This is a genomic window from Bradyrhizobium sp. 1 (genome assembly GCF_023073315.1).
In the GTDB taxonomy this organism is placed as follows: domain Bacteria; phylum Pseudomonadota; class Alphaproteobacteria; order Rhizobiales; family Xanthobacteraceae; genus Bradyrhizobium.
Genome location: NZ_JADPJH010000011.1, coordinates 260,917 through 287,338 on the forward strand (window position 1 = coordinate 260,917; position 26,422 = coordinate 287,338).

General features: G+C 63.5%; 22 protein-coding genes. 16 read left to right on the top strand and 6 right to left on the bottom strand.

Annotation, left to right across the window (positions count from 1 at the left end; translation table 11 throughout):
* The first annotated feature begins 241 nt into the window (after positions 1-241).
* Positions 242-1,336 carry an amidohydrolase family protein gene (locus tag IVB29_RS06595; protein WP_247502586.1) on the top strand — a complete coding sequence of 365 codons (1,095 nt, stop codon included), beginning with the start codon at positions 242-244 and terminating at the stop codon, positions 1,334-1,336.
* Positions 1,337-1,582: 246 nt separating this feature from the next.
* Here IVB29_RS06595 and IVB29_RS06600 read toward each other — a convergent pair whose 3' ends face one another.
* Entirely contained in the window at positions 1,583-2,215 is a 633-nt protein-coding gene (locus tag IVB29_RS06600) for an NAD(P)H-dependent oxidoreductase (protein ID WP_247502587.1), read from the bottom strand.
* A gap of 204 nt (positions 2,216-2,419) precedes the next feature.
* On the opposite strand from IVB29_RS06600, the gene IVB29_RS06605 reads away from it, so the two are divergent.
* From IVB29_RS06605 to IVB29_RS06615, 3 genes are all read left to right on the top strand, one after another.
* Positions 2,420-3,844 (top strand): PLP-dependent aminotransferase family protein, encoded by a 1,425-nt coding sequence (locus tag IVB29_RS06605; protein ID WP_247502588.1) that lies wholly within the window; start codon positions 2,420-2,422, stop codon positions 3,842-3,844.
* A 116-nt stretch (positions 3,845-3,960) separates the two neighbouring features.
* Complete coding sequence (locus IVB29_RS06610; protein ID WP_247502589.1) at positions 3,961-4,416, top strand: carboxymuconolactone decarboxylase family protein; 456 nt, start codon at positions 3,961-3,963, stop codon at positions 4,414-4,416.
* A gap of 105 nt (positions 4,417-4,521) precedes the next feature.
* Positions 4,522-4,842 carry an SMR family transporter gene (locus tag IVB29_RS06615; RefSeq protein ID WP_247502962.1) on the top strand — a complete coding sequence of 107 codons (321 nt, stop codon included), beginning with the start codon at positions 4,522-4,524 and terminating at the stop codon, positions 4,840-4,842.
* Positions 4,843-5,182: 340 nt separating this feature from the next.
* Here IVB29_RS06615 and IVB29_RS06620 read toward each other — a convergent pair whose 3' ends face one another.
* Entirely contained in the window at positions 5,183-6,244 is a 1,062-nt protein-coding gene (locus tag IVB29_RS06620; protein WP_247502590.1) for an isocitrate/isopropylmalate family dehydrogenase, read from the bottom strand.
* Positions 6,245-6,416: 172 nt separating this feature from the next.
* Between IVB29_RS06620 and IVB29_RS06625 the strand changes: the two genes are divergently transcribed.
* Positions 6,417-7,805, top strand: a complete 1,389-nt coding sequence (locus IVB29_RS06625; protein ID WP_247502591.1) for an MFS transporter — start codon at positions 6,417-6,419, stop codon at positions 7,803-7,805.
* A gap of 4 nt (positions 7,806-7,809) precedes the next feature.
* Here IVB29_RS06625 and IVB29_RS06630 read toward each other — a convergent pair whose 3' ends face one another.
* A complete protein-coding gene (locus IVB29_RS06630) occupies positions 7,810-9,426 on the bottom strand; it encodes a B12-binding domain-containing radical SAM protein (RefSeq protein WP_247502963.1) in 1,617 nt (538 codons plus the stop codon).
* Between the two features lie 337 nt (positions 9,427-9,763).
* On the opposite strand from IVB29_RS06630, the gene IVB29_RS06635 reads away from it, so the two are divergent.
* The 10 genes from IVB29_RS06635 (at position 9,764) to IVB29_RS06680 (ending at position 19,109) form a co-directional block, all read left to right on the top strand.
* Positions 9,764-10,213 (top strand): (2Fe-2S)-binding protein, encoded by a 450-nt coding sequence (locus tag IVB29_RS06635; protein WP_247502592.1) that lies wholly within the window; start codon positions 9,764-9,766, stop codon positions 10,211-10,213.
* Positions 10,214-10,224: 11 nt separating this feature from the next.
* Positions 10,225-12,411: a molybdopterin cofactor-binding domain-containing protein gene (locus IVB29_RS06640; protein WP_247502593.1), complete on the top strand. Its 2,187-nt coding sequence runs from the start codon at positions 10,225-10,227 to the stop codon at positions 12,409-12,411.
* Between the two features lie 47 nt (positions 12,412-12,458).
* Positions 12,459-13,742 carry an NAD(P)/FAD-dependent oxidoreductase gene (locus tag IVB29_RS06645; protein WP_247502594.1) on the top strand — a complete coding sequence of 428 codons (1,284 nt, stop codon included), beginning with the start codon at positions 12,459-12,461 and terminating at the stop codon, positions 13,740-13,742.
* A 222-nt stretch (positions 13,743-13,964) separates the two neighbouring features.
* Positions 13,965-14,378, top strand: coding sequence for a sulfur oxidation c-type cytochrome SoxX (soxX, locus tag IVB29_RS06650; protein ID WP_247502595.1), 414 nt, complete (start codon positions 13,965-13,967; stop codon positions 14,376-14,378).
* Between the two features lie 8 nt (positions 14,379-14,386).
* Positions 14,387-14,854: a SoxY-related AACIE arm protein gene (locus IVB29_RS06655; RefSeq protein ID WP_247502596.1), complete on the top strand. Its 468-nt coding sequence runs from the start codon at positions 14,387-14,389 to the stop codon at positions 14,852-14,854.
* A complete protein-coding gene (soxZ, locus tag IVB29_RS06660; protein ID WP_247502597.1) occupies positions 14,854-15,171 on the top strand; it encodes a thiosulfate oxidation carrier complex protein SoxZ in 318 nt (105 codons plus the stop codon). Before IVB29_RS06655 ends, soxZ begins: the two co-directional genes overlap by 1 nt.
* Positions 15,168-15,947 carry a sulfur oxidation c-type cytochrome SoxA gene (soxA, locus tag IVB29_RS06665; protein WP_247502598.1) on the top strand — a complete coding sequence of 260 codons (780 nt, stop codon included), beginning with the start codon at positions 15,168-15,170 and terminating at the stop codon, positions 15,945-15,947. Before soxZ ends, soxA begins: the two co-directional genes overlap by 4 nt.
* 83 nt (positions 15,948-16,030) lie before the next feature.
* A complete protein-coding gene (locus IVB29_RS06670; protein ID WP_247502599.1) occupies positions 16,031-17,353 on the top strand; it encodes a sugar ABC transporter substrate-binding protein in 1,323 nt (440 codons plus the stop codon).
* Entirely contained in the window at positions 17,350-18,288 is a 939-nt protein-coding gene (locus IVB29_RS06675; RefSeq protein WP_247502600.1) for a sugar ABC transporter permease, read from the top strand. Before IVB29_RS06670 ends, IVB29_RS06675 begins: the two co-directional genes overlap by 4 nt.
* Positions 18,285-19,109, top strand: a complete 825-nt coding sequence (locus tag IVB29_RS06680) for a carbohydrate ABC transporter permease (RefSeq protein WP_247502601.1) — start codon at positions 18,285-18,287, stop codon at positions 19,107-19,109. Before IVB29_RS06675 ends, IVB29_RS06680 begins: the two co-directional genes overlap by 4 nt.
* A 56-nt stretch (positions 19,110-19,165) precedes the next feature.
* On the opposite strand, the gene IVB29_RS06685 is transcribed toward IVB29_RS06680, so the two are convergent.
* The 3 genes from IVB29_RS06685 to IVB29_RS06695 all read right to left on the bottom strand — a co-directional run bounded on the left by IVB29_RS06685 (position 19,166) and on the right by IVB29_RS06695 (position 22,714).
* Entirely contained in the window at positions 19,166-20,830 is a 1,665-nt protein-coding gene (locus IVB29_RS06685; RefSeq protein WP_247502602.1) for a regulator, read from the bottom strand.
* A gap of 11 nt (positions 20,831-20,841) precedes the next feature.
* On the bottom strand, positions 20,842-21,540 hold the full coding sequence (locus IVB29_RS06690) for an isochorismatase family cysteine hydrolase (protein ID WP_247502603.1): 699 nt from the start codon (positions 21,538-21,540) through the stop codon (positions 20,842-20,844).
* A gap of 205 nt (positions 21,541-21,745) precedes the next feature.
* Complete coding sequence (locus IVB29_RS06695) at positions 21,746-22,714, bottom strand: hypothetical protein (protein WP_247502604.1); 969 nt, start codon at positions 22,712-22,714, stop codon at positions 21,746-21,748.
* A 166-nt stretch (positions 22,715-22,880) separates the two neighbouring features.
* Between IVB29_RS06695 and IVB29_RS06700 the strand changes: the two genes are divergently transcribed.
* The gene (locus IVB29_RS06700) at positions 22,881-26,357 is read left to right on the top strand and encodes an indolepyruvate ferredoxin oxidoreductase family protein (RefSeq protein ID WP_247502605.1); all 3,477 of its coding nucleotides are present in this window, start codon (positions 22,881-22,883) and stop codon (positions 26,355-26,357) included.
* Positions 26,358-26,422: the final 65 nt, after the last annotated feature.

Here is a 26,422-nt window from a genome sequence, read left to right on the forward strand (position 1 = left end):
GACGCGTCAACGTCGCCGCAGCACAGAGCTTCTCGCGGGACAATTGGGGCGCCTTCACACAAAATTGCGGTGTGATGCGAAGGCGTGACATCGCTCGGCGACGAAAAAACGGCACATTCCAATCCCCAACAATCACGGCCGGCGCCGCAGCCGCACCGCGGACTGCAAATGGACGAAACGTCTCGCCGATGGATGCACCACAGGCCCTGTCCTTGCCAATTCGTTACGGGAGACCCGCAACATGAACATTTGGGATCGGAAATCCGGAAGGCATCACGCCTGCCCCACCTGTTACAGCCCGTCCGCGTCGCGCCGCGGCTTTCTCGCGGGGGTCGGTGCACTTGGCCTCGCCTCGGCCATCCCGGCCGTTGCGGTGCACGGACAAACCAAGCCGGCGCTGATCGATACCCACCTTCATTTCTATCCGCCTGAATATCAGAAGCTTTGGCTTGGCTACGAAGACGCACACAAGCAACCGCACTTTCCCGGTCAGGTGGCCTGGACCCGCGAGAAGCTGATCGAGGACATGGATCGCAATGGCATACGCACAGGCATCCTGTCGGTCGCCTCCACGCCAGGCGTGTGGTTTGACGTTGGACCGGCGGAAGCTGGCCGGCTCGCTCGCGCCTGCAATGAGTATGCAGCGGACATGATGCGCAACCATCCGGGCCGTTTCGGCTTGTTCGCGACCTTGTCGATGCTGGACATCGATGCCACGCTCAAGGAGATCGACTATGCGTTCGACACGCTGAAGGCGGACGGGATCGGGCTGCAAACCAGCTACGGCGACAAATGGCTGGGCAATGCCGCCTACAGGCCGGTGTTGGAAGAACTGAACCGTCGCAAGGCGGTGGTTTACGTGCATCCGCTGGTCGCGAGTTGCTGTAATGCGCTCAGCGTCGGTACGTTTCCGGCGGTGATCGAAGTCCCGCACGACACCACACGCAGCGTGACGAGCCTTCTGCTCAGCGGCGCATTTGCCCGCCACCGCGACATCAAATGGCTGTTCTCGCACGCCGGCGGCACGATTCCGATGATGGCCGGGCGCATCGATTCGTTCTATGGGGCGCGGCCCGACCTGAAGGAGTTTGCACCGGAGGGGATCGAAGGCGAGCTACGCCGGCTTCACTACGACACCGCGAACGCGACCTTCGCGCCGTCCATGGCCGCGCTGCTCAAGCTGGTACCCGCCTCCCAGATCACCTACGGCACCGACTATCCGTATTTCGGCCTTGGCCAGTTCGCGCAGTTGCAGAAGCTTGGCCTCTCGACAGGGGATCTCGATGCGATTGGCCATGAGAACGCGATACGTCTCGTTCCGCGGCTGCGGGCCTAGAGCATCATCGGGAAAAGTGCGGCGCGGCTTCGGCAGGGCATCATCCCGATGGCTGCGACGGCCTGTGAGATGGGTAGAGCGCAGCGATACCCATCGACAGCATCCAACGTGACACGTGATGGGTTCGCAAGTGCTCCATCTTACGGGCTTTCGCAAAGCCGCTGTGCACGCCTGGGACAAGCGCCGGTCGCGCGAGATCGGCGAGGACGGCATCATCATCAACTGCATCTGCCATAAGCGGTCTTGTTAAGCGGCCGCTGAATCGCGCGCGAAACCGAGAAAGAACCGCTGCATTTCCTGATCTACCTTAGTCCGCGCCGCGGCCACCGCATTCGGCCCCGATCCTTCAACGGAGAAAAACGTCAGATCATGCAGTCCGATGGTACCGAGGATGGCCTTTAGATAGGGCGTGAGAAAATCAGGCTGATGCGTGCGCTCGCGGGAAAATCTTCCGCCCGAGGACACTGCGACAAAAACCGGACGGTCGCGTAACGCCCCGAGTTTTCCTTGAGCAGTTACGTTGAACGTTCGACGGACTCGAACGACGTGATCTATCCAGAATTTGAGAGCGACAGGTACTGTGAAGTTATGCATTGGAGTTGCGATGACCACGAAGTCCGCGCTCTCCAGTTCCTGGATCAGTTCTTCGGACCGGGACATAGAACCTTCGGCAAACAGTTCCGCGAAAGATCGCTCCGTTCCACCGAGAGCAGTTGCATAACTTTCATCGAGGTTGGCGACGGCGCCGCCGATCGGTCGAACGATGACCGTTGCTGTGGGCTGGCTATCCAGCAAGTGGCCGAGGATTTTTTGGGATAACCTGTAACTCTCCGAGGCCTGCCCGCGGGGACTGCAAATCAAATGCAATATTTTCTTCATCCGCTTTCCAATCGCTGCTGTGTGAACCCTGATCATCAACGATAAGCAATCGCGGCCTGCATCCAAGGACCATGAATGAGCTTTGCGACTGGTCCATGATTTGTCGCTCGCAAGCTCGACGGCTATAGCGCCCCGAGAAGTGGAGACCAGTTCGAGCCGTTGTGGCATACTGGGTTTTCGTTCATCGAAAGATCGGATCGGGCCATGCCTGCCGTGAAGCCCGAAAACATCCCGCCGCTCGATCCGACGGCAGCCGCACCGTTCTACCGGCAGATCTACGATCGGTTTCGCGACGCCATCGCTAGTGGAATGTTAAAGCCTGGTGACCGCATTCCCTCGGCAAGGGCGCTGACCAAGGAATTGGGTCTGGCAAGAGGAACCATCGAAACCGCTTATTCCTTGCTGGCCGCAGAGGGGTATATCCAGGCGCACGGGCAGGCAGGGACCGTTGTGAGCCCGAACCTCACGCCGCGAATGTCCATTGCCAGCCTGACGCCACAGCCGGAGCTCCTCCGGAAGGACGCAGTCAGTTTTCGTCCGGATTCCATCCTGCCATTCCAGATGGGGTTGCCTGCCCTGGATGCGTTTCCCCGGAAGATTTGGGCGCGTCTTGGCGCGCGCTGTGCGAGAGCCATGCAGCCCTCCGACATGATCCATCCTCCCGTATACGGTTTGCCTTCGCTGCGTACTGAAATCGCGAGATATCTCCAGGTGTCGCGTGGGATCAACTGCTCCCCGTCCCAGGTGTTCGTCACCTCGGGTTATCGCCAAACCATGGAGTGGATTGGTCATGCCCTGCTGAAGGCGGGTGATCGCGTCTGGCTTGAGGACCCGGGATACCCGCCCACGCGCGAAATATTCGAGTATATGCACATTGAAGGCGTTTCGGTGCCGGTCGACGGGGAAGGCATGGTTGTTTCCGACGCCGTCAAGCTCGCGCCCCGGGCGCGCGCAGCATTGGTCACGCCTGCGCATCAGAGCCCGCTCTGCATGTCCTTGTCGTTAACCCGGCGTCTGGCGCTGTTGGACTGGGCCGCACGAAACAAGGCATGGATCATCGAAGACGACTACGATGGCGAATACCGCTATGTCAGCCGCCCGCTCCCCGCATTGAAGAGCCTCGATCGTGATGGGCGCGCGCTCTATGCGGGCACTTTCAGCAAGGTACTTTTTCCGGGCATGCGACTGGCCTATCTCGTCGTGCCGGAGGCGCAGGTCGAGCGATTTGAGCGGGTCACCGAAAGCCTTTCGGCTGGCTCTCCGGGGCTCACGCAAACCATCGTCGCCGCATTCATCGCCGAAGGACATTTTGCGCGCCACATCCAGCGGATGCGGAAGCTCTACGCCGAGCGCCGGGCAGCCACCGCGGCAGGCCTCGAAAGCGTGCTGGGAAAATATGTGCGTACTGATTCTCAGCCGGGCGGCATGCACCTGATCTTGCGCTTGCGGGGCAACCGTTCAGATCGCCGACTCGCTGCCAGCATGCGAGAACAGGGCTTGTACGCGGAAGCACTTACGAATTGGACCACGCGCGGCGATGGAGCTTCCGCCCTCCTTTTGAATTTCACGAACATCGACTCTCGGCACACTGCCGAAAATTTCGGACGGCGCATTTTGAGATTGATGTGACTACAGATTGATCGGAGCGGGAGATCATGGACCAGCTCAAAATGCCAATCATGGACCTTCTGGAATAGGCCAAGATGCAAGACGATGGAATCCTTCAACCAGATGAGGATTCAATCATGAACAAGCGCATCGATTACGCCAAGGTTTCACCGGAAGGCTTCAAGGCTTTCGGAGGCGTCTACGCCTACCTTCAAAAAAGCGACCTTTCGAAGCAATTGGTCTATCTCGTGTATCTGCGGGTTTCGCAGATCAACGGCTGTGCCTACTGTATCGATATGCACTCCCGCGATCTGCTCAAGTCCGGCATCGCCGTCGACAAGCTCTTGCTGGTGCCTGTGTGGCGCGACGCCGGCGAAGTCTTCAATGCGCGCGAGCGCTCTGCGCTCGCCTGGGCGGAAACCGTGACGCGGGTAGCCGAGACCGGCGTTCCCGATGCCGACTACGAGGCCGCGGCGAGCGAATTCAGCGACAAAGAGCTCGCTGACCTCACCTATGCCATCGGCTTGATGAATGCGTTCAATCGATTTGGAATTTCGTTCCGCTCGATTCCCACTGCCGTCGCCAAGGCTTGAGACACCCATCAGCGTGTCGCGCATGGACATTCGTCCATGCGCATCCTGCTCCTCACGAGCGCCGCCAGCCGAAGTGTCCGGCGGCCAGCGAATGGATTGACCCAGATGGAATGGATGATGTTGGCCTCGGCAGGCCTTCTCGAGATCGGCTTTGCCTTCGGCATGAAGTGGTCAGCGGGTTTCACGCGGCTGATACCCGCGCTGTTTACGGTCGGCACCGGCTTGTCGAGCGTCTTTCTTCTCTCACTGGCGCTCCGCACGCTTCCTGTCGGAACGGGGTACGCGATCTGGACCGGCATCGGCGCCGCGGGTACTGCCATTCTGGGGATCGCTGTGCTGGGCGACTCCGCGTCGCCGGCGCGGTTGCTTTGCATTGTTCTGATTGTGGCAGGCGTGATCGGACTGAAACTTGTCTCGGTAAGCTGAGCATGCCGCTCGAGGCGTTTGGATGGTGACTACGATCTTACGGCAGCAGGCTCAGTGCCGCTTATGGTCACAAGCAGAAGAGTCCGTTGCCTGCGTAGGTCTGCTGCTCATCGAGGGGCGGATGACCCGTACTCACGAGCACACGGCATCGCCTCCGGCCGGATCGTCGCCACGATGACATCATGCCAGTGTTTTGCCCGACGGGTCAACATCGCAGTGGCTAGGCATGTCTCCGCGGAGCAGATCAAAAATCCCTTGTCGGTCAAAGGGCCTTCTACTGTGCATGGGGTTGTTTTTCGATTTTTTGTTTTGGGCGAACAAAAAAGCACTCAGCGACCCCTCACTCCGCCTGCAGGATCTCCGCGATCGCCGCCCCCGCCGCGATCGTGCCGAGCTTGCCGCCGACATCGCGCGTCGCCCTGCCCTCACGAAGCGCCTTCGCCACCGCCGCCTCGATCGCTTGCGCGGCCTCCTCGTAACGGACGGCGCCGGTCTCCTCGCCGTGCCAGGCCAGCAGCAGGGCAGTCGACAGGATCAGCGAGACCGGATTGGCGACGTCCTGCCCCGCGATATCAGGCGCCGAGCCGTGCGCGGCCTGCGCCATGGCGTAGCGGTCACCGACATTGAGCGAGCCGCCAAGGCCGAGGCTGCCTGACAGCTCCGCGGTGAGATCGGACAGGATGTCGCCGAACATGTTGGTGGCGACGATGACGTCGAAGCGATCGGGGTTGCGCACCACATGCGCCATCATGGCATCGACCAAGATGTCGTCGACCCCTAGACCGGGATAGTCCTTTGCTGCCGCGCGGCAGATGTCCAAAAACATGCCGTCGCCGATTTTCAGCACATTGGCCTTGTGCACGATGGTGAGATGCTTGCGGCGCTTCATCGCCAGGCGGCACGCGGCATGCGCGATGCGCTCGCAGCAGAGGCGCGTGATCCGGCGCAGCGAGATCACGACGTCTGGCGTGACCAGCATCTCGCCATTGCCCTGCTCCATGTTGCGGTCGGCGTAAAAACCCTCGGTGTTCTCACGGACGACAACGAGGTCGAAATCGCCAAGCCGGCCGGGCCGCCCTACATAGGTGCGTGCCGGCCTGACATTGGCGTAGAGGTCGAGGTTTTTGCGAAAGTGCCTGGACGGGTTGATCTCGCCATGCGCCTCGTCCTTGAAGTCGAAGGTCGCCGTCGGCCCGAGGATCAGGCCGTCGGCGGCGCGGACGATGTCGAGCAACTCGGGGCGCACCGTCGTGCCGAACTGTTTTAGGCTCGCATGCCCGACCGCATGCTCCTCCAGCCGCAGATTGAGCTGGAAGCGCTCGGAGGCCGCGCGCAGCACGCCTGACGTCGCGGTCGTGATCTCGGGTCCAATGCCGTCACCGGGCAGAACGACGATTTGCATGGCGCTTCCCCTGAATTGCAGCTGCTGCCCCGATCATACGCCGGGGCGTGGCGGCTTCGCCCAGCCTTCGCGCATACAATGCATGCGTGCTTGTAGCTGTGGAAGCGGGCCCCGGCGTAGTACATGCCAAAAGTCCTCTTTAGCCCCGCCGCCGGAGCAACGCGCCAACGCAATGACAATCACGTTACCCGCCGCCGCGCGCGAGCCCGACCATACGATGTCCGATGGCCTGCCCGCCGCGCAGCGGCGCTGGGCGATCGCTGCGATCTTCACCGCGCTGGCGATGGCCTCGCTCGACACCGCGATCGCCAATATCGCGTTGCCGGCGATTGCCGCCGACCTGCACGTCTCGCCGGAGCAGTCGGTCTGGGTCGTCAACGTCTACCAGATCGCGCTGGTGGCGACGCTGCTGCCGCTCGGCGCGCTCGGCGAGATCGTCGGGCACCAGCGCATCTATCTCGGCGGCCTGATCCTGTTCACCATCGCCTCGCTGTTCTGCGCGGTGGCGTGGTCGCTGGACAGCCTGCTGGTCGCGCGCACGCTGCAGGGCCTCGGGGCCAGCGGCATCATGAGCGTCAACACGGCGCTTGTCCGCTTCGTCTATCCGGGACGAATGCTCGGCCGCGGTTTTGGCCACAACGCGCTGGTGGTCGCGACCGCCTTCACCTTCGGCCCGTCCGTCGCCTCCGCGATTCTGGCACTCGGGCCGTGGCCTTGGCTGTTCGCGGTCAACATCCCGTTCGGCCTGGTCGCGACCGGCATCGGCTTTGCGATGCTGCCGAAGACGCCGCGCGCCGATCACGGCTTTGACTTTTTCGGCGCGGTCCTGGCGTCCGCCTGCCTCGGCCTGTTCATCACCGGCATCGGCAGCGCCGCGCACAATCTGTCGCCCGTTGTCGTCGGCATCGAGCTGATCACCGGCCTCGCGCTCGGTTTCATCCTGATGCGCCGCCATGCCGATCATCCGGCGCCGATGCTGCCGATCGATTTGTTCAACCGTCCCATGTTCGCCCTGTCAGCGGCGACCGCAGTCTGCTCCTTCGCGGTCCAGGGCCTCGCCTTCGTCTCGCTGCCGTTCTACTTCGAGGACGTGCTGGGACGATCGCAGGTCGAGACCGGATTCTTCATGACGCCATGGCCGATGGTGGTCGGCATCATGGCGCCGATCGCGGGCCGCCTGTCCGATCGCTACGCCGTGGGATTGCTCGGCGGCATCGGTCTCGTGCTGCTCGGCCTCGGCATGGCGCTGCTCGCGATGCTTCCGGCCAATCCTGCCATTCCCGACATTATCTGGCGGATGGTGATCTGCGGCATGGGTTTTGGTTTCTTCCAGGCGCCGAACATGAAAGCCGTAATGTCGAGCGCACCGCCCCATCGCAGCGGCAGCGCTTCCGGCATCGTCGCGACAGCACGGCTGACCGGGCAGACGACGGGCGCGGCGCTCGCGGCTCTCTGCTTCGCGCTTGCCGGCCACAGCGGTGCGACCGTCGCGCTTGCGCTCGGCGCAGGCTTTGCCGCACTCGGCAGTGTGATGAGCTTCTTGCGGCTGGCGGTGAAGTAAGATCTCAGGCGAGGTGCCGGGCTGCCGTCACGTCGATCGGGGCCGCAGGGATGACGGTCTCGTCGTCGAGCGCCGCAAGGCGCACATCGATGGCATCGATGACCTTGCGCGAGAACGGCCCGAGATGGGCATAAGCCGCGATCATCTGCACCGCGATCCGCGCCGATGACGTGTCGCGCTTGGCGCAGTTCATGAAAGTCTGCCACAGCGGACGCCCGTTCGGAATCGCGGTGACCACGCGATGCACCGTCTCCATCGCACCGACCCTGGCGCGGATGTCGCCTTCGGCGAGCTCGGGGCGCTGCCTGGAGCGGTCGAGCAGCGTCATCAACTTGTCGATGCGGCCAGCATAGGCCGCCGGACTATAGACGCGCTCGAGCACTGTCTTGTAGTCCATCAGGATATCGCGCAACGGACGGACCGGGTCGAAGTTGATGCCGCCGGTGCACTGGTCGCCGCCTGTGGTCGACGCCAGATCGTGGTCCGCGTGCAGCCGGCCTTCCTTGGCGAGACGCCGCGTCAGCTGCGTGTTCGGTAACGCGTAGAGCAGACCGACCATGGCGACGGGGATGGCGGCCTCCTCGATGAAGTCGACCATGGCATCCGCCATCGCGACCTTCTCGTTGTCGAAGCCGACGATGAAGCCGGCGGTGACGAGCATGCCGGCGCCGTAGATCTTGTGGATGCTCTCGGCGATGTTGCGTCTTGTGTTCTGCTTCTTCCGCATCGCGACCAGCGTCGCGGGATCCGGACTCTCGATGCCGACGAAGATGGCAAAGAAATTGGCCGCACCCATCAGGTCGAGCAATTCAGCATCGTCGGCGAGATTGACCGAGGCCTCGGTCGACAATTCGAAGGGATAGCCGTGCGCACGCTGCCATTCGGCGAGCTTGGGCAGGAACTGCCGCAGCGATTTCTTGTTGCCGATAAAGTTGTCGTCGACGAAATCGAGATGGCCGCGATAGCCCATCTGGTAGAGCGTCTCGAGCTCGACGAACATCTGCTCGATCGTCTTGGTCCGCGGCACCCGCCCGTAGAGCTCGATGATGTCGCAGAACTCGCAGGTGAACGGACAGCCGCGCGAGTACTGCACACCGAGATAGAGATAGTCCTCGAACTTCAGCAGGTCGAAACGCGGCACCGGCGTGCTGGTGACATCGGCCTGGAATTTCGGCGCGGTGAAGACGCCGGAGCGATTCCCACTCTCCCATGCCGCAATGAATTCGTCGATAATGCTCTCGGCCTCGCCGAGCACCCGGAAGTCGGCCCTCTCATAGATGTGTGGGCTGGAGGTGGGATCGGGACCGCCGACGACCACCGGCTTGCCTGCCGCGCGGCACATGTCGATCAGGCGCAGCGTATCGGCCTGTTGCGGCAGCATGCCGCCGGTGAACACGACGTCGGCCCAGGCAAGATCCTCGTCACCGAAAGCTTGGGTGTTGCAGTCGATCAGCCGGACGGTCCAGTTCTTCGGCAACATCGCGGCGACGGTGATGAGGCCAAGGGGGGCGGCGGGGCGCCGCACACCCATCAGCTTGCAGGACTCGCCAAAGCTCCAGAACGACTCCGCCGTGAACAGCGGATAGAGCATCAGCACGTTGCAAGGGCTCGCCACGTTTATGGAACTCCTTCTGAATCGGGTGCAGTGTAGCAAAGCGTTTCCGTCTTGCACCCCTCCAAAAGGGACAAACTGTCGCTGCAGCGCAGTGATGATCGGACCTGGAACCGCCGTTCACGTCGCCTCAAGCTGCGCACTGGCGCCGGGGGAGGTGTCGCCAAGCCGCCCGGTCCTGAGCAGGCGCCGACAGCCGCATGTAACACCACCCTCCCCACGATCATCCCGCGGCCGGTAAAATCTTCGCGGCACCCCTCGGACTATTGATTTGAACAGTTCCAATTTGCCAGACACATTGTTTCCTGAGTCCAATCGGTGGATTGGGCCAATCAGGGGACTTGCGATGGCAAACCTAACAATCAACGGAAAAACCTTCACGCTCGATGTCGAGCCGGATACGCCGCTGCTCTGGGCGATCCGCGAGAACGTCGGCTTAACCGGCACCAAATATGGCTGCGGCATTGCACAATGCGGCGCCTGCACCGTTCACATGGACGGCGTCGCCATGCGCTCCTGCGGCGTTTCGGTCAGCGAGGCCGAGGGCAAGAAGATCACCACGATCGAGGGGCTCGCCTCCGGCGACACGCTGCACAAGGTGCAGGCAGCCTGGATTGCGAAAGACGTTCCGCAATGCGGGTATTGCCAGAGCGGCATGATCATGGCGGTGGCGGCGTTGCTCGCCGAGAAGCCGAAGCCGACTGACGCCGACATCGACGAGGCCATCACCAATATCTGCCGCTGCGGCACCTTCCAGCAGGTGCGCGAAGCGATCCACACGATCGCAAGCGCCTAAGGAGCTGCCCCATGAACAAGCACGTCTCTCCCAAGATGAACCGCCGCGCCTTCGTCGTCGGCACCGCCGCTGTCGGCGCCGGCCTTGCGATCGGCCTCGACCTTCCCTTCGGCGGCCCCGCAATGGTGCGCGCCGCCGACGGCTCGCCCGAGGTCAATGCCTGGGTCGTGGTGAAGCCCGATGACACCGTGGTGATCCGCATCGCGCGCTCCGAGATGGGCCAGGGCTCGCTCACCGGCCTCGCCCAGCTCGTCGCTGAGGAACTCGAATGCGACTGGTCGAAGGTCACGACCGAATATCCGACACCCGGCCAGAGTGTCGCCCGCAAGCGCGCCTGGGGCGATTTCTCGACCGGCGGCAGCCGCGGCATCCGCTCCTCGCAGGACTACGTCCGCAAGGGCGGCGCCACCGCGCGCGTGATGCTGATCGAGGCCGCCGCCAACGAGTGGAAGGTGCCGGCCTCCGAATGCACCGTCGCCAAGGGCGTCATCACCCATAAGGCATCGGGCAAGACCACGACTTACGGCAAGGTCGCCGAGGCCGCGGCGAAGCTGACGCCGCCGGCCGACGTCAAGCTCAAGGACCCGAAGGACTGGACCATCGCGGGCAAGGGCTTGCTGCGGCTCGACACGGCCGAAAAGACCAATGGCAAGATGATCTACGGCATCGACGTCAAGCTGCCGGGCATGCTGAACGCCGCAATCAAGGATTGCCCGGTGTTCGGCGGCAAGCTGAAGAGCTATGACGAAGCCAAAATCACCGGCATGAAAGGCGTCAAGAAGGTCGTCAAGGTCGGCGATACCGCGGTCGCCGTCGTTGCCGACACCTGGTGGCACGCCAAGACCGCGCTTGAAGCGTTGCCGATCGTCTGGGACGAGGGCGAGAACGCAAAAGTCTCCAGCGAATCAATTGCGAAGTGGTTGGCTGAGGGCCTCGACGACGCGCAACCCGCCTATGTCGGGAACAAGAACGGCGACGTCAAAGCGGCGATTGCAGGTGCTGCGAAGAAGCTCGAAGCCGTCTACAACTACCCCTACCAGAACCACGCCACGATGGAGCCGATGAACGCCACCGCGCTCTACACGGCCGACAAATGCGAGGTCTGGTGCGGCACGCAGAACGGCGAAGCCGTCTTCGCGGCGGTGCTGGAGGCCTCCGGCCTGTCGGCGGAGAAGTGCGACATGTACAAGGTGATGCCCGGCGGCGGCTTCGGCCGGCGCGGCCAGACCGACTATGTCCGCCAGGCAGTTCTGATCGCCAAGGAGATGCCGGGCACGCCGGTCAAGCTGCTGTGGTCGCGCGAAGAGGACATGGCGCACGGCCGGTATCACCCGATCACCCAGTGCAAGATGACCGGCGCGTTCGATGCCAACAACAACCTGGTCGCATTGCATTACCGCCTGTCCGGGCAATCGATCCTGTTCTCGTTGCGCCCCGAAGCGCTGCAGAACGGCATGGATCCGGCGGCATTCCAGGGCGTCGCCCAATCCGGCGAGGCCGCGATCGGCTATTCGGTGCCCAACCTGCTGGTCGAGCATGCGATGCGCAATCCGCACGTTCCGCCGGGCTTCTGGCGCGGCGTCAACGTCAATCACAACGCGATCTACATGGAATGCTTCATGGACGAGCTCGCCCATGCTGCGGGCCAGGACCCGCTCGAGTTCCGCCGCAAGCTGATGGGCAATCATCCCAAGCATCTGGCGGTGCTCAATGCCGTGGCGGAGAAGATCGGCTGGGACAAGCCGGCGCCGCAAGGCATCTACCGCGGCATCGCGCAGGTCATGGGCTATGGCAGCTACGTCGCCGGCGCCGCCGAGATTTCGGTGACCGAAGGCAACAAGATCAAGGTGCATCGCATCGTCGCCTCCACTGACCCCGGCTACGTCGTCAATCCGGCGCAGGTGGAGCGGCAGATCGCGGGGTCCTTCGTCTATGGCCTCTCCGCGCTTTTCTACGGTGGCTGCACGGTCAAGGACGGCAAGATCGAGCAAACCAACTTCGACACCTTCAACTCGATGCGCATCAACGAGATGCCGAAGGTGGAATCGGTGATGGTGCCGAGCGGCGGATTCTGGGGCGGTGTCGGCGAGCCGACCATCGGCGTCGCAGCGCCGGCGGTGCTCAACGCCTATTTCGCGGCGACGGGAAAACGCATCCGCTCGGTGCCGCTGCGCGACCAGAACATCACCTTCGCGTAAAAGACGCGCTGCGGCGGCCACAACGGCCGCCGCAGTATTTTGCCTGGATGATCCCGATGACCACGCGCCCGGTGACACGGCGGAATGCCGTACTCGGCATCACCGCGGCAGCCGCAGTGCTGGCGCGACCATCGATCCTGCGCGCGCAATCCACAGCGCGTGTCGTCGTGGTCGGCGGCGGTTTCGGCGGCGCGACGTGCGCCCGCGCGCTGAAGCGTGCGCAGGCCGACTTGCAAGTCATCCTGATCGAACCCAATGCGGTCTTCACCTCCTGCCCTTTCAGCAACGAGGTCATCGCTGGCCTGCGCGACATCGAAGTTCAGCAATTCGGCTACGACGGGCTCGCCGCCGGGGGCGTCACCGTCATCGGCCAGGCCGTGACCACAATCGAGCCGCAGCGGCGCAGCGTCATGACGACTGAGGGCGTCGCGCTGCCCTATGACCGCCTCGTACTCTCGCCCGGCATCGATTTCCACTTCGAAGCCCTGCCCGGCTATGACGAGGCCGCGTCGGACAAAATGCCGCACGCCTGGAAGGCCGGCACGCAAACGCTGTTGCTGCGCAAGCAGTTGGAAGCAATGGCGGACGGCGGTGTCGTCGCGATCGCAATCCCCGCCAATCCCTCGCGCTGTCCGCCGGCGCCTTATGAGCGCGCCAGCCTGATCGCGCATTATTTGAAGACGAGGAAGCCGCGCTCGAAGGTGCTGATCCTTGATGCCAAAGACAGTTTCTCCCAACAGCGGCTGTTCGAGAGAGCGTGGAAGGAGCTCTACGGCGACATGATCGAGCGCGTGGCGCTGTCGCAAGGCGGCCGCGTGACGTCTGTGGATGCTTCGACCGGCACCATCATCACCGAGTTCGGCAACTACACCCCAGATGTCGCCAACGTCATCCCGGCGCAGCGCGCCGGGCACATTGCCGAGATCGCGGGCGCGACTGATGCGACCGGCTGGTGCCCGATCGATCCTGTGACGTTCGAGTCGAAACTGACGCCCAACATTCATGTCATCGGCGATGCCTGTCTCGGCGGCGGCATCCCCAAATCGGCCTCCGCCGCAGGCGCGCAAGGTAAGGCCTGCGCGAGCGCGATCGTCAACCTGATCGCAGGCCGTGCGCCGGAGACGCCGCGCCTGACCGGAATCTGCTACAACACCGTCGCGCCGGGTTACGGCTTCTCGCTCGCCGGCAATTACCAGCCCAGGGGCGACATCTTCGCCGAAGTCGAGGGCGGCGCGACCAGCCCGGTCGATGCCCCGCGCGAGCTGCGCGCCCGCGAGGCGGCTGAGGCCGAGCGCTGGTTTCAAACCATCACGGCGGACACCTTTGGCTAGGACATGATGAGACCAAGCCGTCGCCACGAACGCGGTGCGCTCCCTCCCCCGCCTGCGGGGGAGGGTTGGGAAGAGGGTGTCTCCACGCGCGAGAACCCCCAAGAGGAAAGAACCCTCACCCGCGCCTTCGGCGCGACCTCCCCCGCAAGCGGGAGATGCAAGAGGAGTTCGCGGCGACCGCAATCAGCCCATCCAATAGCTGCGATTGCGGCGCTCGTCATAATGAGCCTCGCCATCTCCTCGCCTGCTACGGCAGACGAGCTCGTGCCTTACAAGATCATCGGTGACACCATCCCGCAGTCCCTCACGGGTACGCCGGGCGATCCCGCGCGTGGACGCGCGCTGGTGTTGGCGCGCACCACGACCTGCATCCTCTGCCATTCCGGTCCGTTCCCGGAAGTACGGTTCCAGGGTGACCTCGCGCCCGATCTCAAAGGTACCGGGAACTGGTGGTCGGCGGGCCAGCTGCGGCTGCGGCTGGTCGATGCGTCGCGCTTCAACCCGCAGACCATCATGCCGTCCTATTATCGCAATAACGGACTCGTCCGGGTCGGGCGCAATTTCGCGAGCAAGCCGATATTATCCGCCACGGAGATCGAGGACATCGTCGCCTATCTTGCAACGCTTCAGAACTAGGACTGTTCATGCCGACCACACGACGACAATTCCTAAGCCTGGCCGGAGGCGTCACGATCGCCGGGACGATCCCGATCGTGACGGTGCGGACGCTTCAAGCGACGCCGGCGATGCTCAACACCGCGATCCGCAACATCGTCGGCGAAGCGCAGATTCGCACCGGCAAGGTCAAGCTCGACATTCCGCCGCTGGTCGAGAACGGCAACACGGTGCCGATGACGGTGAGCGTCGCAAGCCCGATGACGGCGAACGACTACGTCAAGAGCATCCACGTCTTCAACGAGAAGAACCCGCAGCCGAACATCGGCAATTTCTATCTCACTGCATCCTCCGGCCGCGCCCAGGTCTCGACAAGGGTCCGGCTCGCCGATACCCAGAAAGTGGTCGCGGTCGCGCGTCTTTCCGATGATACGTTCTGGCAGGTCACCGCCGAAATCGTCGTGACGCTCGCGGCCTGCACCGAGGAGATGAACTGATGGCTGCGCTGATCAACGTTCCGGCCAAGGCCAGGCGCGGCGACATCATCGAGATCCGCACGCTGACCTCGCACATTATGGAAACCGGCTTCCGCCACACCGCCGACGGCGCGCTGGTGCCGCGCGACATCATCACGAGCTTTACGTGCCGCTACAACGGCGCCGAGATCTTTCGTGCCGATCTGTTTCCGGCGATTGCCGCGAATCCCTACCTTTCGTTCTTCACCGTCGCAAAGGAGAGCGGCAAGTTCGAGTTCGCGTGGATTGGCGACAACGGCTATACGTCCACCGCCTCGGCGCCGATCACGGTCGAATGAGTTTTTGGCGCGCGATAGCGGTGGGAGCGCTTGTCGCCGCGGCCCCTGCGCTGCTCGCCGGTGAAATCCCGTCCGATGCGCGCCGGTCCGGCTACGCCTTCATGGGGCCGGACACCCGCGCCATGCAGGATGACGACACCGCCAATCCGGGCATGCTGTTCGTGCTCGACGGCGAGGCGCTCTGGACGAAGAAAACAGGCAGCGCCGAAAAAGCCTGCGCGGATTGCCACGGCGATGCGCGCAGCAGCATGAAAGGCGTCGCGGCGCGCTATCCCGCCTTCGACAAGGCGCTGGCGCGCCCTTTCACGCTCGACCAGCGCATCAATCTCTGCCGCGCCAACCATCAGCGGGCAGCCCCGCTCCCTTATGAGAGCCGTGACCTGCTGGCACTGTCCGCCTTCGTCGCCCACCAGTCGCGCGGCGTCGCGATCACCGCTGGCGACGATCCGGAGCTGAAGCCGTTCGTTGCGCAGGGCCGCGACCTCTTCATGCAGCGCGAAGGCCAGCTCAACCTCGCCTGCACCAACTGCCATGACGACAACTTTGACAAGCGTCTTGCCGGCGCGCCGATCACGCAAGCGCAGCCGACCGGCTATCCGCTGTATCGGCTGGAATGGCAGACGTTGGGATCGCTGGAGCGGCGCTTGCGCAGCTGCATGAGTGGCGTTCGCGCCCAGGCCTATGATTACGGCGCGCCGGAGCTGGTCGCGCTCGAGCTCTATCTGATGTCGCGGGCGCGCGGGCTGCCGATGGAAACACCGGCGGTTCGGCCCTGATCGGCGTGAATTAGGACTAGGCAGACGCGGCGCGGTCGCTAGTATCCGCCCCCAAAGACGATGAGTCACAGGGAGGACTAGAAGTGGTCGACTACAGAATCTCGCGCCGTACACTTTTGACCGGGACCGCAGCGGCTGGCGCGCTCAGCCTGACGGGACTACCGGCGCGCGCCGAGGTCAACTGGAAGAAATATGCCGGGACCAAGCTGGAGGTGATCCTCGCCAAGGGTCCGCGCGGCGACAATCTGCAAAAGAATCTCAAGGAATTCACCGACCTCACCGGCATCCAGGTCGAGGCGGAGCAAATCCCCGAGCAGCAGCAGCGCCAGAAGGTCGTGATCGAGTTCACCTCTGGCCGGCCGAGCTTCGACGTCGTCCACCTCAGCTATCACGTGCAGAAGCGGCAGTTCGAGAAGGCCGGCTGGCTCGCCGACCTGACGCCCTACATGAAGGACCCCAATCTGACCGCGCCCGATCTCGTCGAAAGCGATTTCTCGGCCGCCGGCCTGCAATACGCCAAGAACGACAAGGGCCAGATGCTGTCGCTGCCTTGGTCGGTCGACTATTTCATCCTTTATTACAACAAGGAACTGTTCGAGAAGAAGGGCGTCGCCGTCCCGAAAACCCTCGACGAGATGCTCGCGGCGGCCGAGAAGCTCACCGATCCCAAGGAAGGCATTTACGGCTTCGTCGGACGGGGCTTGCGCAATGCCAACATGGCGATGTGGAGCAACTTCTTCCTCGATTATGGCGGCGAATTCCTCGATGCCAAGGGCAACATCCTGACCGATGGTCCGGAAGCCATTGCCGCGACCAAGCTGTATCAGACGCTGCTGACGAAGGCCGCCCCTCCCGGCGTCGCCGGCTTCAACTGGATGGAGTCGATGGCCTCGTTCACGCAAGGGCGGTCCGCGATGTGGATCGACGGCGTCGGCTGGGCGCCGCCGCTGGAGGATCCGGCTGCCTCGCGCATCGTCGGCAAGGTCGGCTACACCGTCGTGCCCGCCGGGCCCAAGGGACAATATTCCTCGACCTATGGTGACGGCATCGGCGTTGCCGCCGCGAGCAAGAACAAGGAAGCGGCCTACCTGCTCTGCCAGTGGGCGGTCTCGAAGCAGCAGGGCGCGCGGCTGCTCCAGGCCGGCGGCGGTGTGCCGTTCCGCAACTCGATCCTTGGCGACCCCGAGGTCCAGAAGGGCGTAAAGACCAAGGAGTGGCTGCAGTCGGTGATCGAGTCCGGCAAGATCAGCAAGCTTGGCCTTCCCGTCGTGATCCCGGTCGCCGAATTCCGCGACATCGTCGGCGCGGCGCTCACCGCCACGCTATCAGGCGCCGATCCCGCAGCCGAGCTGAAGAAGGCGAACGACCAGTACCGGCCGATCCTGGAGCGTAGCGAAAAGACGTGAGTGCGTTGAGAAAATCGACTCCGGCCGCGGCACAGTCCGATGCCGCGCCGGAGAAGGAATTGCGGCCGCCGTCCTACTGGCCGTTCGTGGTGCCGGCGCTGGTCGTCGTGCTCGCGATCATCATCTTCCCCTGGGTTTTCACCATCTGGATGAGCCTGAACGAGTGGAAGGTCGGCTCATCGACCACCTTCGTCGGGTTCTCCAACTATCTCAGGCTGACCAGCGATCCGCGCTTCCTCGAGTCTGTGGTCCACACCATCGCCTACACCGCGCTTTCGGTGCTGCTGCCGCTGGTGTTCGGCACGTTCGCGGCCGTGGTGTTCCACCAGAAATTCGCCGGCCGCGGTTTTCTGCGCGGTGTCTTCATCATGCCCATGATGGCGACACCCGTCGCGATCGCGCTGGTCTGGACCATGATGTTCCACCCGCAGCTCGGCGTGCTGAATTATTTTCTGTCGCTGGTCGGAATCCCCCCGCAGCTCTGGGTGTTTCATCCCGCCACCGTCATTCCCTCGCTGGTGCTGGTCGAGACGTGGCAATGGACGCCACTGGTCATGTTGATCGTGCTCGGTGGCCTCGCCGCCATCCCGGCCGAACCCTATGAGAGCGCGCAGATCGACGGCGCCAATCTCTGGCAGGTGTTCCGCTTCATCACGCTGCCGCTGATCATGCCGTTCCTGTTCATCGCCGGCATGATCCGCATGATCGACGCCGTAAAGAGCTTTGACATCATCTTCGCGATCACGCAGGGCGGACCGGGCTCGGCGTCGGAGACGATCAACATCTACCTCTACAGCGTCGCCTTCACCTATTACGACCTCGGCTACGGCTCGGCGATCGCGGTGGTGTTCTTCCTCCTCATCGTCGCCCTCGCAGCTGTGATGCTCTACGCCCGCCAGCGCATGGTGTGGACAGAAATCGCGAGCGACGCATGACACCCCGTCAGATCATCGGCAAAATCGGCCTGTGGCTTTCGGTGTTCGTCATCGTATCGCCGGCAATCCTGTTCTTCCTCTGGATGCTGTCGCTGTCGCTCAAATTCGAGATCGACAACGCTGCCTACCCGCCGGTGTTCTTCCCCGAGCATATTGCCTGGAAGAACTATGCCGACGTGCTCGCCTCCAATCGCTTCCTGACCTATTTCATCAACAGCCTGATTGTCACCGGCAGCGCGACCGCGCTGGCGCTGATGGTCGGCGTCCCCGCCGGCTACGGCATCGCGCGGATGGCCGCGCACAAATCCGCCATCGTGATCCTGATCGCGCGCATCACGCCCGGCCTGTCCTATCTGATCCCGTTGTTCCTGCTGTTCCAGTGGCTCGGTCTACTCGGCACGCTGGTGCCGCAGATCATCATCCACCTCGTGGTGACTGTGCCGATCGTGATCTGGATCATGATCGGCTATTTCGAGACCACTCCGATGGAGCTGGAAGAGGCCGCCTTGATCGACGGCGCCACGCGTTGGCAGGTCTTTCGTCACGTCGCGCTGCCGATCGCCAAGCCGGGCATCGCAGTCGCCTTCATCCTCGCGGTGATCTTCTCCTGGAACAATTTTGTGTTCGGCATCGTGCTGGCGGGACGCGAGACGCGCACCCTGCCCGTTGCGGTCTACAACATGATCTCGTTCGACCAGTTGAGCTGGGGCCCGCTTGCGGCTGCCGCGCTGATCGTAACGCTCCCGGTGCTGCTGCTGACAGTGTTCGCCCAGCGGCAGATCGTGGCTGGCCTGACGGCGGGGGCAGTGAAGGGCGGCTGAGAAAGGAATCGACCGGGCGACATCACGCCGCCCAGCCGCTTTTCATTCTCTCTGTCCTACTCTGCCGGTGCCGCGTGCATGTCCGCATGTGCAATGTAGTGCTCGCTGGTGCGCCGGCTGAGGACGTACAGTCCGGCCGCCACCACGGCGTAGGCGAAGGCGACGGACGGCGTCACGCCGAAGCCGCCACCGATGCCGACGGACTCACCGTGCATGAAGCCGAAATAGGTGAGGACCGCACCGACCAGCGCGAAGGCCGAGGCCTTCTCGAAGTCACGCTCGATGATGAAGACACCGATCGCGCCGAGGATAAGGCCGCCGAGGATGGAGCCACCGCCCATGATCTCGAGCCCGTGGTAGAACACGCCCTGCTGCGGGAGTGCTGCGATCGCAGCGGCCTTGACTGCGTCGGCCTTGTCGGCGGCCATGCCGCCGACGGTCGCCGCCGCATTCATGGTCGAGCCCAGCATGGTGTCGATCTGGAGCTTGGCCCACGCCGCCAGATGCGGCGTCAGCGCCAGCACGATCGCGGGCGCGTGCTTGACAGGCGTGGTCTGGAACGCCTGCGCGCCGATGAGCATGCCGATATAGAGCAGGATCGGCGAGATCGCGACGACCGGCACCAGCGCCAGCAGCACCGGGATGATGCCGAACCAGGCCAGCACGACCACCATGATGCCGGTCGCAGCCGAGTAGCCGATGCGGCCGCCCATCGCCTTCCAGCCGGGATGGCCGATATAGACGGCGTTGATGAAGGGGTTCCCCATCAGGCAGCCGATCAGGCTGACGACGCCGTCGGCGGTCAGAACCCGCGTGGTCGGATATTCGTCGCCGGCCGCTTCCGCGCTCTCGACATTGTCCATGGCCTCGACGAGGTCATAGATGCCGAACGGAATGGCGGTGACCAGGATGACGCCGAGGAATTCGAAGCCGGAAAACACCTGACCGACCGCCGGGATCGGCACGGAGAAGCCAAAGCTGGCAAAGGCATCGCCGACGCCCTTGATGCTCAGTCCGCCGAGATTGAGCCCAAACAGGTTCGAGCCCCAGGCGATAATCATGCCGACCGCGATCGCGATCAGGCCCGCCGGGATGCTCTTCGGGTACTTCACGCCACCAAACCAGCTGACCAGGATGATGGCGAAACACACGAGACCGATCTGCGGCGTCATGTACATCTCAAGTGCCGGACGCATCGAGATGAAGGTGACGGAGACGCCGGCCAACGTGCCGAGCAGTGCCGCGCGCGGCGTAATCTTGCGGATGAACGGAGCGATGAAGCCGCCGATCATCAGGATAAAGCTCTGGAAGAATACCCAGACCAGACCCGCCGACCAGCCCTTGAGCGGATCGCCGGTCTTGATCGTGATCGGCAGCATGATCACGAAGGTGACGATGAACATGTGGGGTACGCTGACGCCGGATGGCAGCGCGCAGACGTCGCTGCGACCGGTCTTCTGCGCCAGACGATAGGCGAGGTATGCGTAGTAGAAGGTCGACAGACACATCATCAGCCCAAGCGCGGGCAGGATGCGGCCGAACACAAGACTGTCCGGCATCTTCAAGACGAAGCGCAACAGCCCCGTGAGCACCAGCATGTTGACGAGGATGTTGGTACCGAAGCCGAAAAACGCGTTCCAGTCGCCTGGTGTCCATAGTGCCGGCTTGAACTCGGACGTATTGCCCTCAGATTTGCCGGCCGTCCCCGTCGCTGTGCTCATGGTATTACCCCCTATGTGGTCGAAATCTTCAACGCCTCCAAGACTGCGGCTGAGCTTGCGACCCAGCCGAAGATGCCGCCCTGGGCCTTGATCATCTTCAGGCCCATCTCGTGAAACTCGGGGAAGTAGGATGCGCAGCCGTCCGAGATGACGACGCAGCGATAGCCGCGGTCATTGGCCTCGCGCACGGTGGTGTTGACGCACACTTCGGTGGTGACGCCGCACACCAGAAGATTCTCGATACCGTATTTCTCCAGCACGTCGGTGAGCTCGGTGGCGTAGAACGCACCCTTGCCCGGCTTGTCGATTACCACCTCGCTGTCGAGGGGATAGAGCTCGGGGATGATGTCGTGCCCGGCTTCGCCACGGATGAGAATGCGGCCCATCGGGCCGGGATCGCCGATGCGAAGGCTCGGCGCGCCACGCTCGACCTTCGCAGGCGGCGCGTCGGAGAGATCCGGCAGATGACCCTCGCGGGTGTGCACCACCAGCATGCCGGTGTCGCGCGCCGCCTGCAGCAGCGCACCGATCGGCTTCACTGCGCGCGCAAGCTGGCCGACGTCGTTGCCGAGCGTCTCGCCGAAGCCGCCGGGCTCCATGAAATCGCGCTGCATGTCGATGATCACGAGCGCGGTCGACGACCAGTCGAGCTTGATCGGCTCGGGCTCGGCGCTGATGACGCCCAGTGTCGGCTTGGTTGAGTTCAACATGACGCAAGGCCCCCGCGAGAACTCTCTTTGCCGGGAGTTCTGCAAGCGCCGTGCCATTGTGTACAATAGAGATCGGGCGGACAGCGTGGGAAAATTTGCTGCACTGTCATAATGTTATCGGAAGAGCGCGGGTCTGCTTATTCGCTGTGCGGCGACTTTGCGACGGGCATTTGCTTAAAGGATGAGCGACAGTGAAGCCTGCTTTCTAGCGGGCAGCGTCTCCGTACAGCCGCCGATACTCTTCCTCATACGGCGCATAGGAATCCTTCAGCGTGGCCATGTTGAGCAGCATGGTCGCGACCAGCGCGCCCGCGCTGTCGAACACGCGCGACTTCACCCAGGCGCTCTCGGTGCGGCGGCTGCCGGAGAGCGCGACGACCTCGCGCTCGATCTCGTACTCCTCGTCGACGAACAGCGGCCCCTTGATCAGCCTGATCTCCTGATCGGCGAACAAGCCGACGGCCGGTCCCTTCGTCGGCAATGGATGGTCCTTGGAGCGATACTGCAATAGCACGCTCAGCATCTCCATCGGGATGATCGCCCTGCCCCAAGGATTCGAAGAAGGATTGTCTGCCCCGGAATAGTAGGGCGAGTTCTCCGTGATGACCGCGAGCTTCTGCCTGAGGGAGAACGGATAGAGGTCGCCCATGATCTGGTCGAACGCCATCCGCACCGTCTGTCGCCTGCTCGTCTGTGCCACCTTCACGTCGCGCAGGATGACGGGATCGGTGAGCGGCTTGAGCTCGCCAAGGCGCGTCTCGAGCGCGGTCGCGGCTTGCAGTTCGCCGACCGAGGCCGTCCCGCGCAGCACCTCGGTGCCGTCGCGCTTCACCATCTGGATCTGACACTGGTGGGTAGCAGGCAGCGGCTTCGACAGGATCGCCTGCACCTCCTCGCCCTCGTAGCAGACGCTGCGGTAATGCGCGGAGAGGCAGCCGCTCTCGAACCACGCCTGTCCCCACAACTTCGCGCCGAGCGGTGCAAACTGGCTGAAATGCGTCGGGCCCTCGATGGTGCCGCCCTTGAAGCCGAGCTTCTGTGCGGTCGCATCATCATGGATGGAGGCATGCGCGTCGTAAGTTTGAGACTGAAGCATCTGCCGCGGCTGGCGCCACGGGCCGACCAGCGCGTCGGCGGTCTCTGTGATCTCGGTATTGAATGCTTGTGTCGTCATGCTGTCCTCCGCGCACAAGCCATGACTAGCAGGAGCGCCACGGATGCGGCTAGCCGTATTGACTTCGCCGGCCCATGCTCTTGACTGGTAACACCCGCTTCGCAGGCCGCACCTTTTTCCGCGGCGCAAAAATCCCGCCGGACCAAGAAGAACAAGGACTGCCGACATGACGCTGATGCAGGTCGAGCTGGACGACAAATACCGGCTCGAATCGAAGCGGATCTTCTTGTCCGGCACGCAGGCGCTGGTCCGTCTGCCCATGTTGCAGCGCGAACGAGACCGCCTCCAGGGGCTCAACACCGGCGGCTTCATCTCCGGCTATCGTGGCTCCCCGCTTGGCATGTACGACCACGCGCTCTGGCGCGCGAAGTCGCACCTTCAGGAGCACGACATCGCCTTCGTTCCCGGCCTGAACGAGGATCTGGCCGCGACCGCAGTCTGGGGCAGCCAGCAGGTCGGCCTGTTTCCCGGCGCCAAGGTCGATGGTGTGTTCGGCATCTGGTACGGCAAGGGCCCCGGCGTCGACCGCTCGGTCGATGCGCTCAAGCATGCCAACGCCGCCGGCACCTCGCGCAATGGCGGCGTGCTCGCGCTGGCCGGCGACGACCATGGCTGCCAGTCCTCGACGCTGGCGCATCAGAGCGAGCAGGTGTTCGCGGCGGCAATGATCCCCGTGATCAATCCCGCCACGCTGCAGGACTATCTCGACCTCGGCCTTTATGGTTTCGCGCTGTCGCGCTTCTCCGGTTGCTGGGTCGGTTTCAAGGCGATCAGCGAAACCGTGGAGAGTTCGGCCTCGATTGACAGCGACCCTGAACGCATCAAGATCGTACTCCCCGACGATTTCGAGATCCCGCCCGGCGGCCTCAACATCCGCTGGCCCGATCCGCCGCTGGACGCGGAGCGGCGCCTGTTCGGCCCGAAGATGGCCGCCGTGCAGGCCTTTGCCCGCGCCAACCAGCTCGACCGCATCGTGCTCGATTCCAGGCCGGCCCGGCTCGGCATCGTCGCGACCGGCAAGGCCTATCTCGACCTGCGCCAGGCGCTCGCCGACTTGGGGATTACCGACAAGGACGCGCAGGATCTTGGTTTGCGCATCTACAAGGTCGCGTTGACGTGGCCGCTGGAAGAAAGCGGCGCAAAACGTTTCGCCGAAGGTCTTCAGGACGTGCTGGTGATCGAAGAGAAGCGCGGCTTCATCGAAGACCAGCTCATGCGCATCCTCTACAACATCGATGCGTCCAGGCGCCCGACCGTCACGGGCAAGCGTGACGAGAGCGGCGCGCCGCTGCTGCCGAGCGAGGGCGAGCTGACGCCGACCATCGTCGCGGGCGCGTTGGTGGCGCGCTTGCGCAAGCTCGGCCACCACAGCCCGGTGCTGGAGCAGCGCCTCGCGCGCCTCGAGGCCTTCGACAACCCTGTTACCGCCACCACGCAGATCAAGCTCGCGCGCACCCCGTTTTTCTGCTCGGGCTGTCCGCACAATACCTCGACCCGCGTGCCCGAAGGCAGCCGCGCCATGGCCGGCATCGGCTGCCACGGCATGGCCCTGAGCATGCCGACCCGCCGCACCGATCTGATCTCGCATATGGGCGCCGAGGGCGTGAACTGGATCGGGCAAGCGCCCTTCACCACCGAGAAGCACATCTTCCAAAACCTCGGCGACGGCACCTACACCCATTCGGGGCTTCTCGCCCTGCGCGCGGCATCGGCCGCCGGCATCAGCATCACCTACAAGATCCTCTATAACGACGCGGTGGCGATGACCGGCGGCCAGCCGGCCGAAGGCGGCTTCAACGTGGCGCAGATCGCGCACCAGGTCTGGGCGGAAGGCGTGAAGCGGCTCGCGATCGTCTCGGACGATCCGAGCAAGTACCCTGAAGGCAATTACTTCCCGCAAGGCGCGACTATCCATCACCGTCGCGAACTCGATGCCGTCCAGCGCGAGCTGCGCGACATCAAGGGCCTCACCGTTGTTATTTACGACCAGACCTGCGCCGCCGAAAAGCGCCGCCGCCGCAAGCGCGGGCTCTATCCCGATCCCGCCAAGCGCGCTTTCATCAACGAGCTCGTTTGCGAGGGCTGCGGCGATTGCTCGCAGGCCTCCAACTGCGTCTCGGTACGGCCGCTGGAGACCGAGTTCGGCCGCAAGCGCCAGATCGACCAGTCGAACTGCAACAAGGATTTTTCCTGCGTCGAAGGCTTTTGCCCGAGCTTTGTCACCGTGCATGGCGGCAGCCTGAAACGCATGAAGACCTCGGCGGTCGATTCCGGCCAGCTGTTCGCCGACCTGCCGCTGCCGCCTGCCCGTGAGCTCGACGCCCCCTACAACATCCTTGTCACCGGCATCGGCGGCACCGGCGTCATCACCATCGGTGCGCTGCTCGGCATGGCCGCCCATGTCGACGGCCGCGGCTGCTCGGCGCTCGACTTCACCGGCCTGTCGCAGAAGAACGGCGCGGTGATGAGCCATGTCCGCATCGCCTCGAAGCCGGAGGACATTTCCGCGGTCCGTATCACCACGGGCGGCGCCGACGTCATCCTCGGTTGCGACATGATCGTCTCGGCCGGTCCCAGCGCGCTGAGCCGCGCCGAGCGCGGCGTGACCAAGGCCTACATCAACGCCGATCTGCAGCCGACTGCGAGCTTCGTGCAAAACCCCGACCTCGATTTCGAGATGGGCACGATGCAGACCGTGCTGCGCGACGCCGTCGGCGACAACAACCTCGATATCATCGACGCCACCGGAATTGCGTCGGCGTTGATGGGCGACTCGATCGCCACCAATCCCTTCATGCTAGGCTTCGCCTTCCAGAAGGGCGCGATCCCGCTGTCGCTCGAAGCGTTGCTCCGGGCCATCGAGATCAATGGCGCCGCGATCGAGATGAACAAGCTCGCCTTCACCTGGGGCCGCCTCGCCGCCCACGACATGTCGCGGGTGCGCAGCGTGCTCCAGTTCAAGAGCCGGGCATCCGCGCCGACCAAGTCGCTCGACGACGTCATCGCGACCCGCGCCGAATTCCTGACCGGCTATCAGGACAAGGCTTACGCGGATCGCTATCTCGCAGCTGTTAGCAAGGTGCGGAAGGCGGAGAGTGCGGCTTCGCCCGCATCCACCGAGCTGACCGAGGCGGTGGCAAAGAACCTGTTCAAGCTGATGTCCTACAAGGACGAGTACGAGGTCGCGCGACTCTACACCGACGGTAGCTTCGCGAACAAAGTGTCAGAGAAGTTCGATGGCGACTTCACGCTGAAGTACCATCTTGCTCCGCCGATCTTCGCGCAGCGCGACAAGACGACGGGTCATCTCCAGAAGAAGGAGTTCGGCGGCTGGATGGTCCACGCCTTCCGCGTTCTCGCCAAGCTGAAATTTTTGCGCGGCGGCGCGTTCGACCCGTTCGGCCGCACTGAGGAGCGCCGGACCGAGCGGAAGCTGGTCGCGGATTATCTGGCGATGATCGACCTGCGGATGGCCGGGCTGAAGGCGGAGCAGCTTCCGCTACTGGCGGGGCTTGCCCGCGTGCCCGAGAAGATCCGCGGCTTCGGGCATGTCAAGGAAGCCAATATCAAGCTGGCAGCGGCCGAGAGGTCGCGGCTGGAAGCGGAGCTCGAGAACAGCCGCTTTGCCGCGGCTGCGGAGTGAAGGCAAGCCTACGCCACATCCTCAGTGTCATCGCCCGCGAAGGCGGGCGATCCAGTACTCCGAGA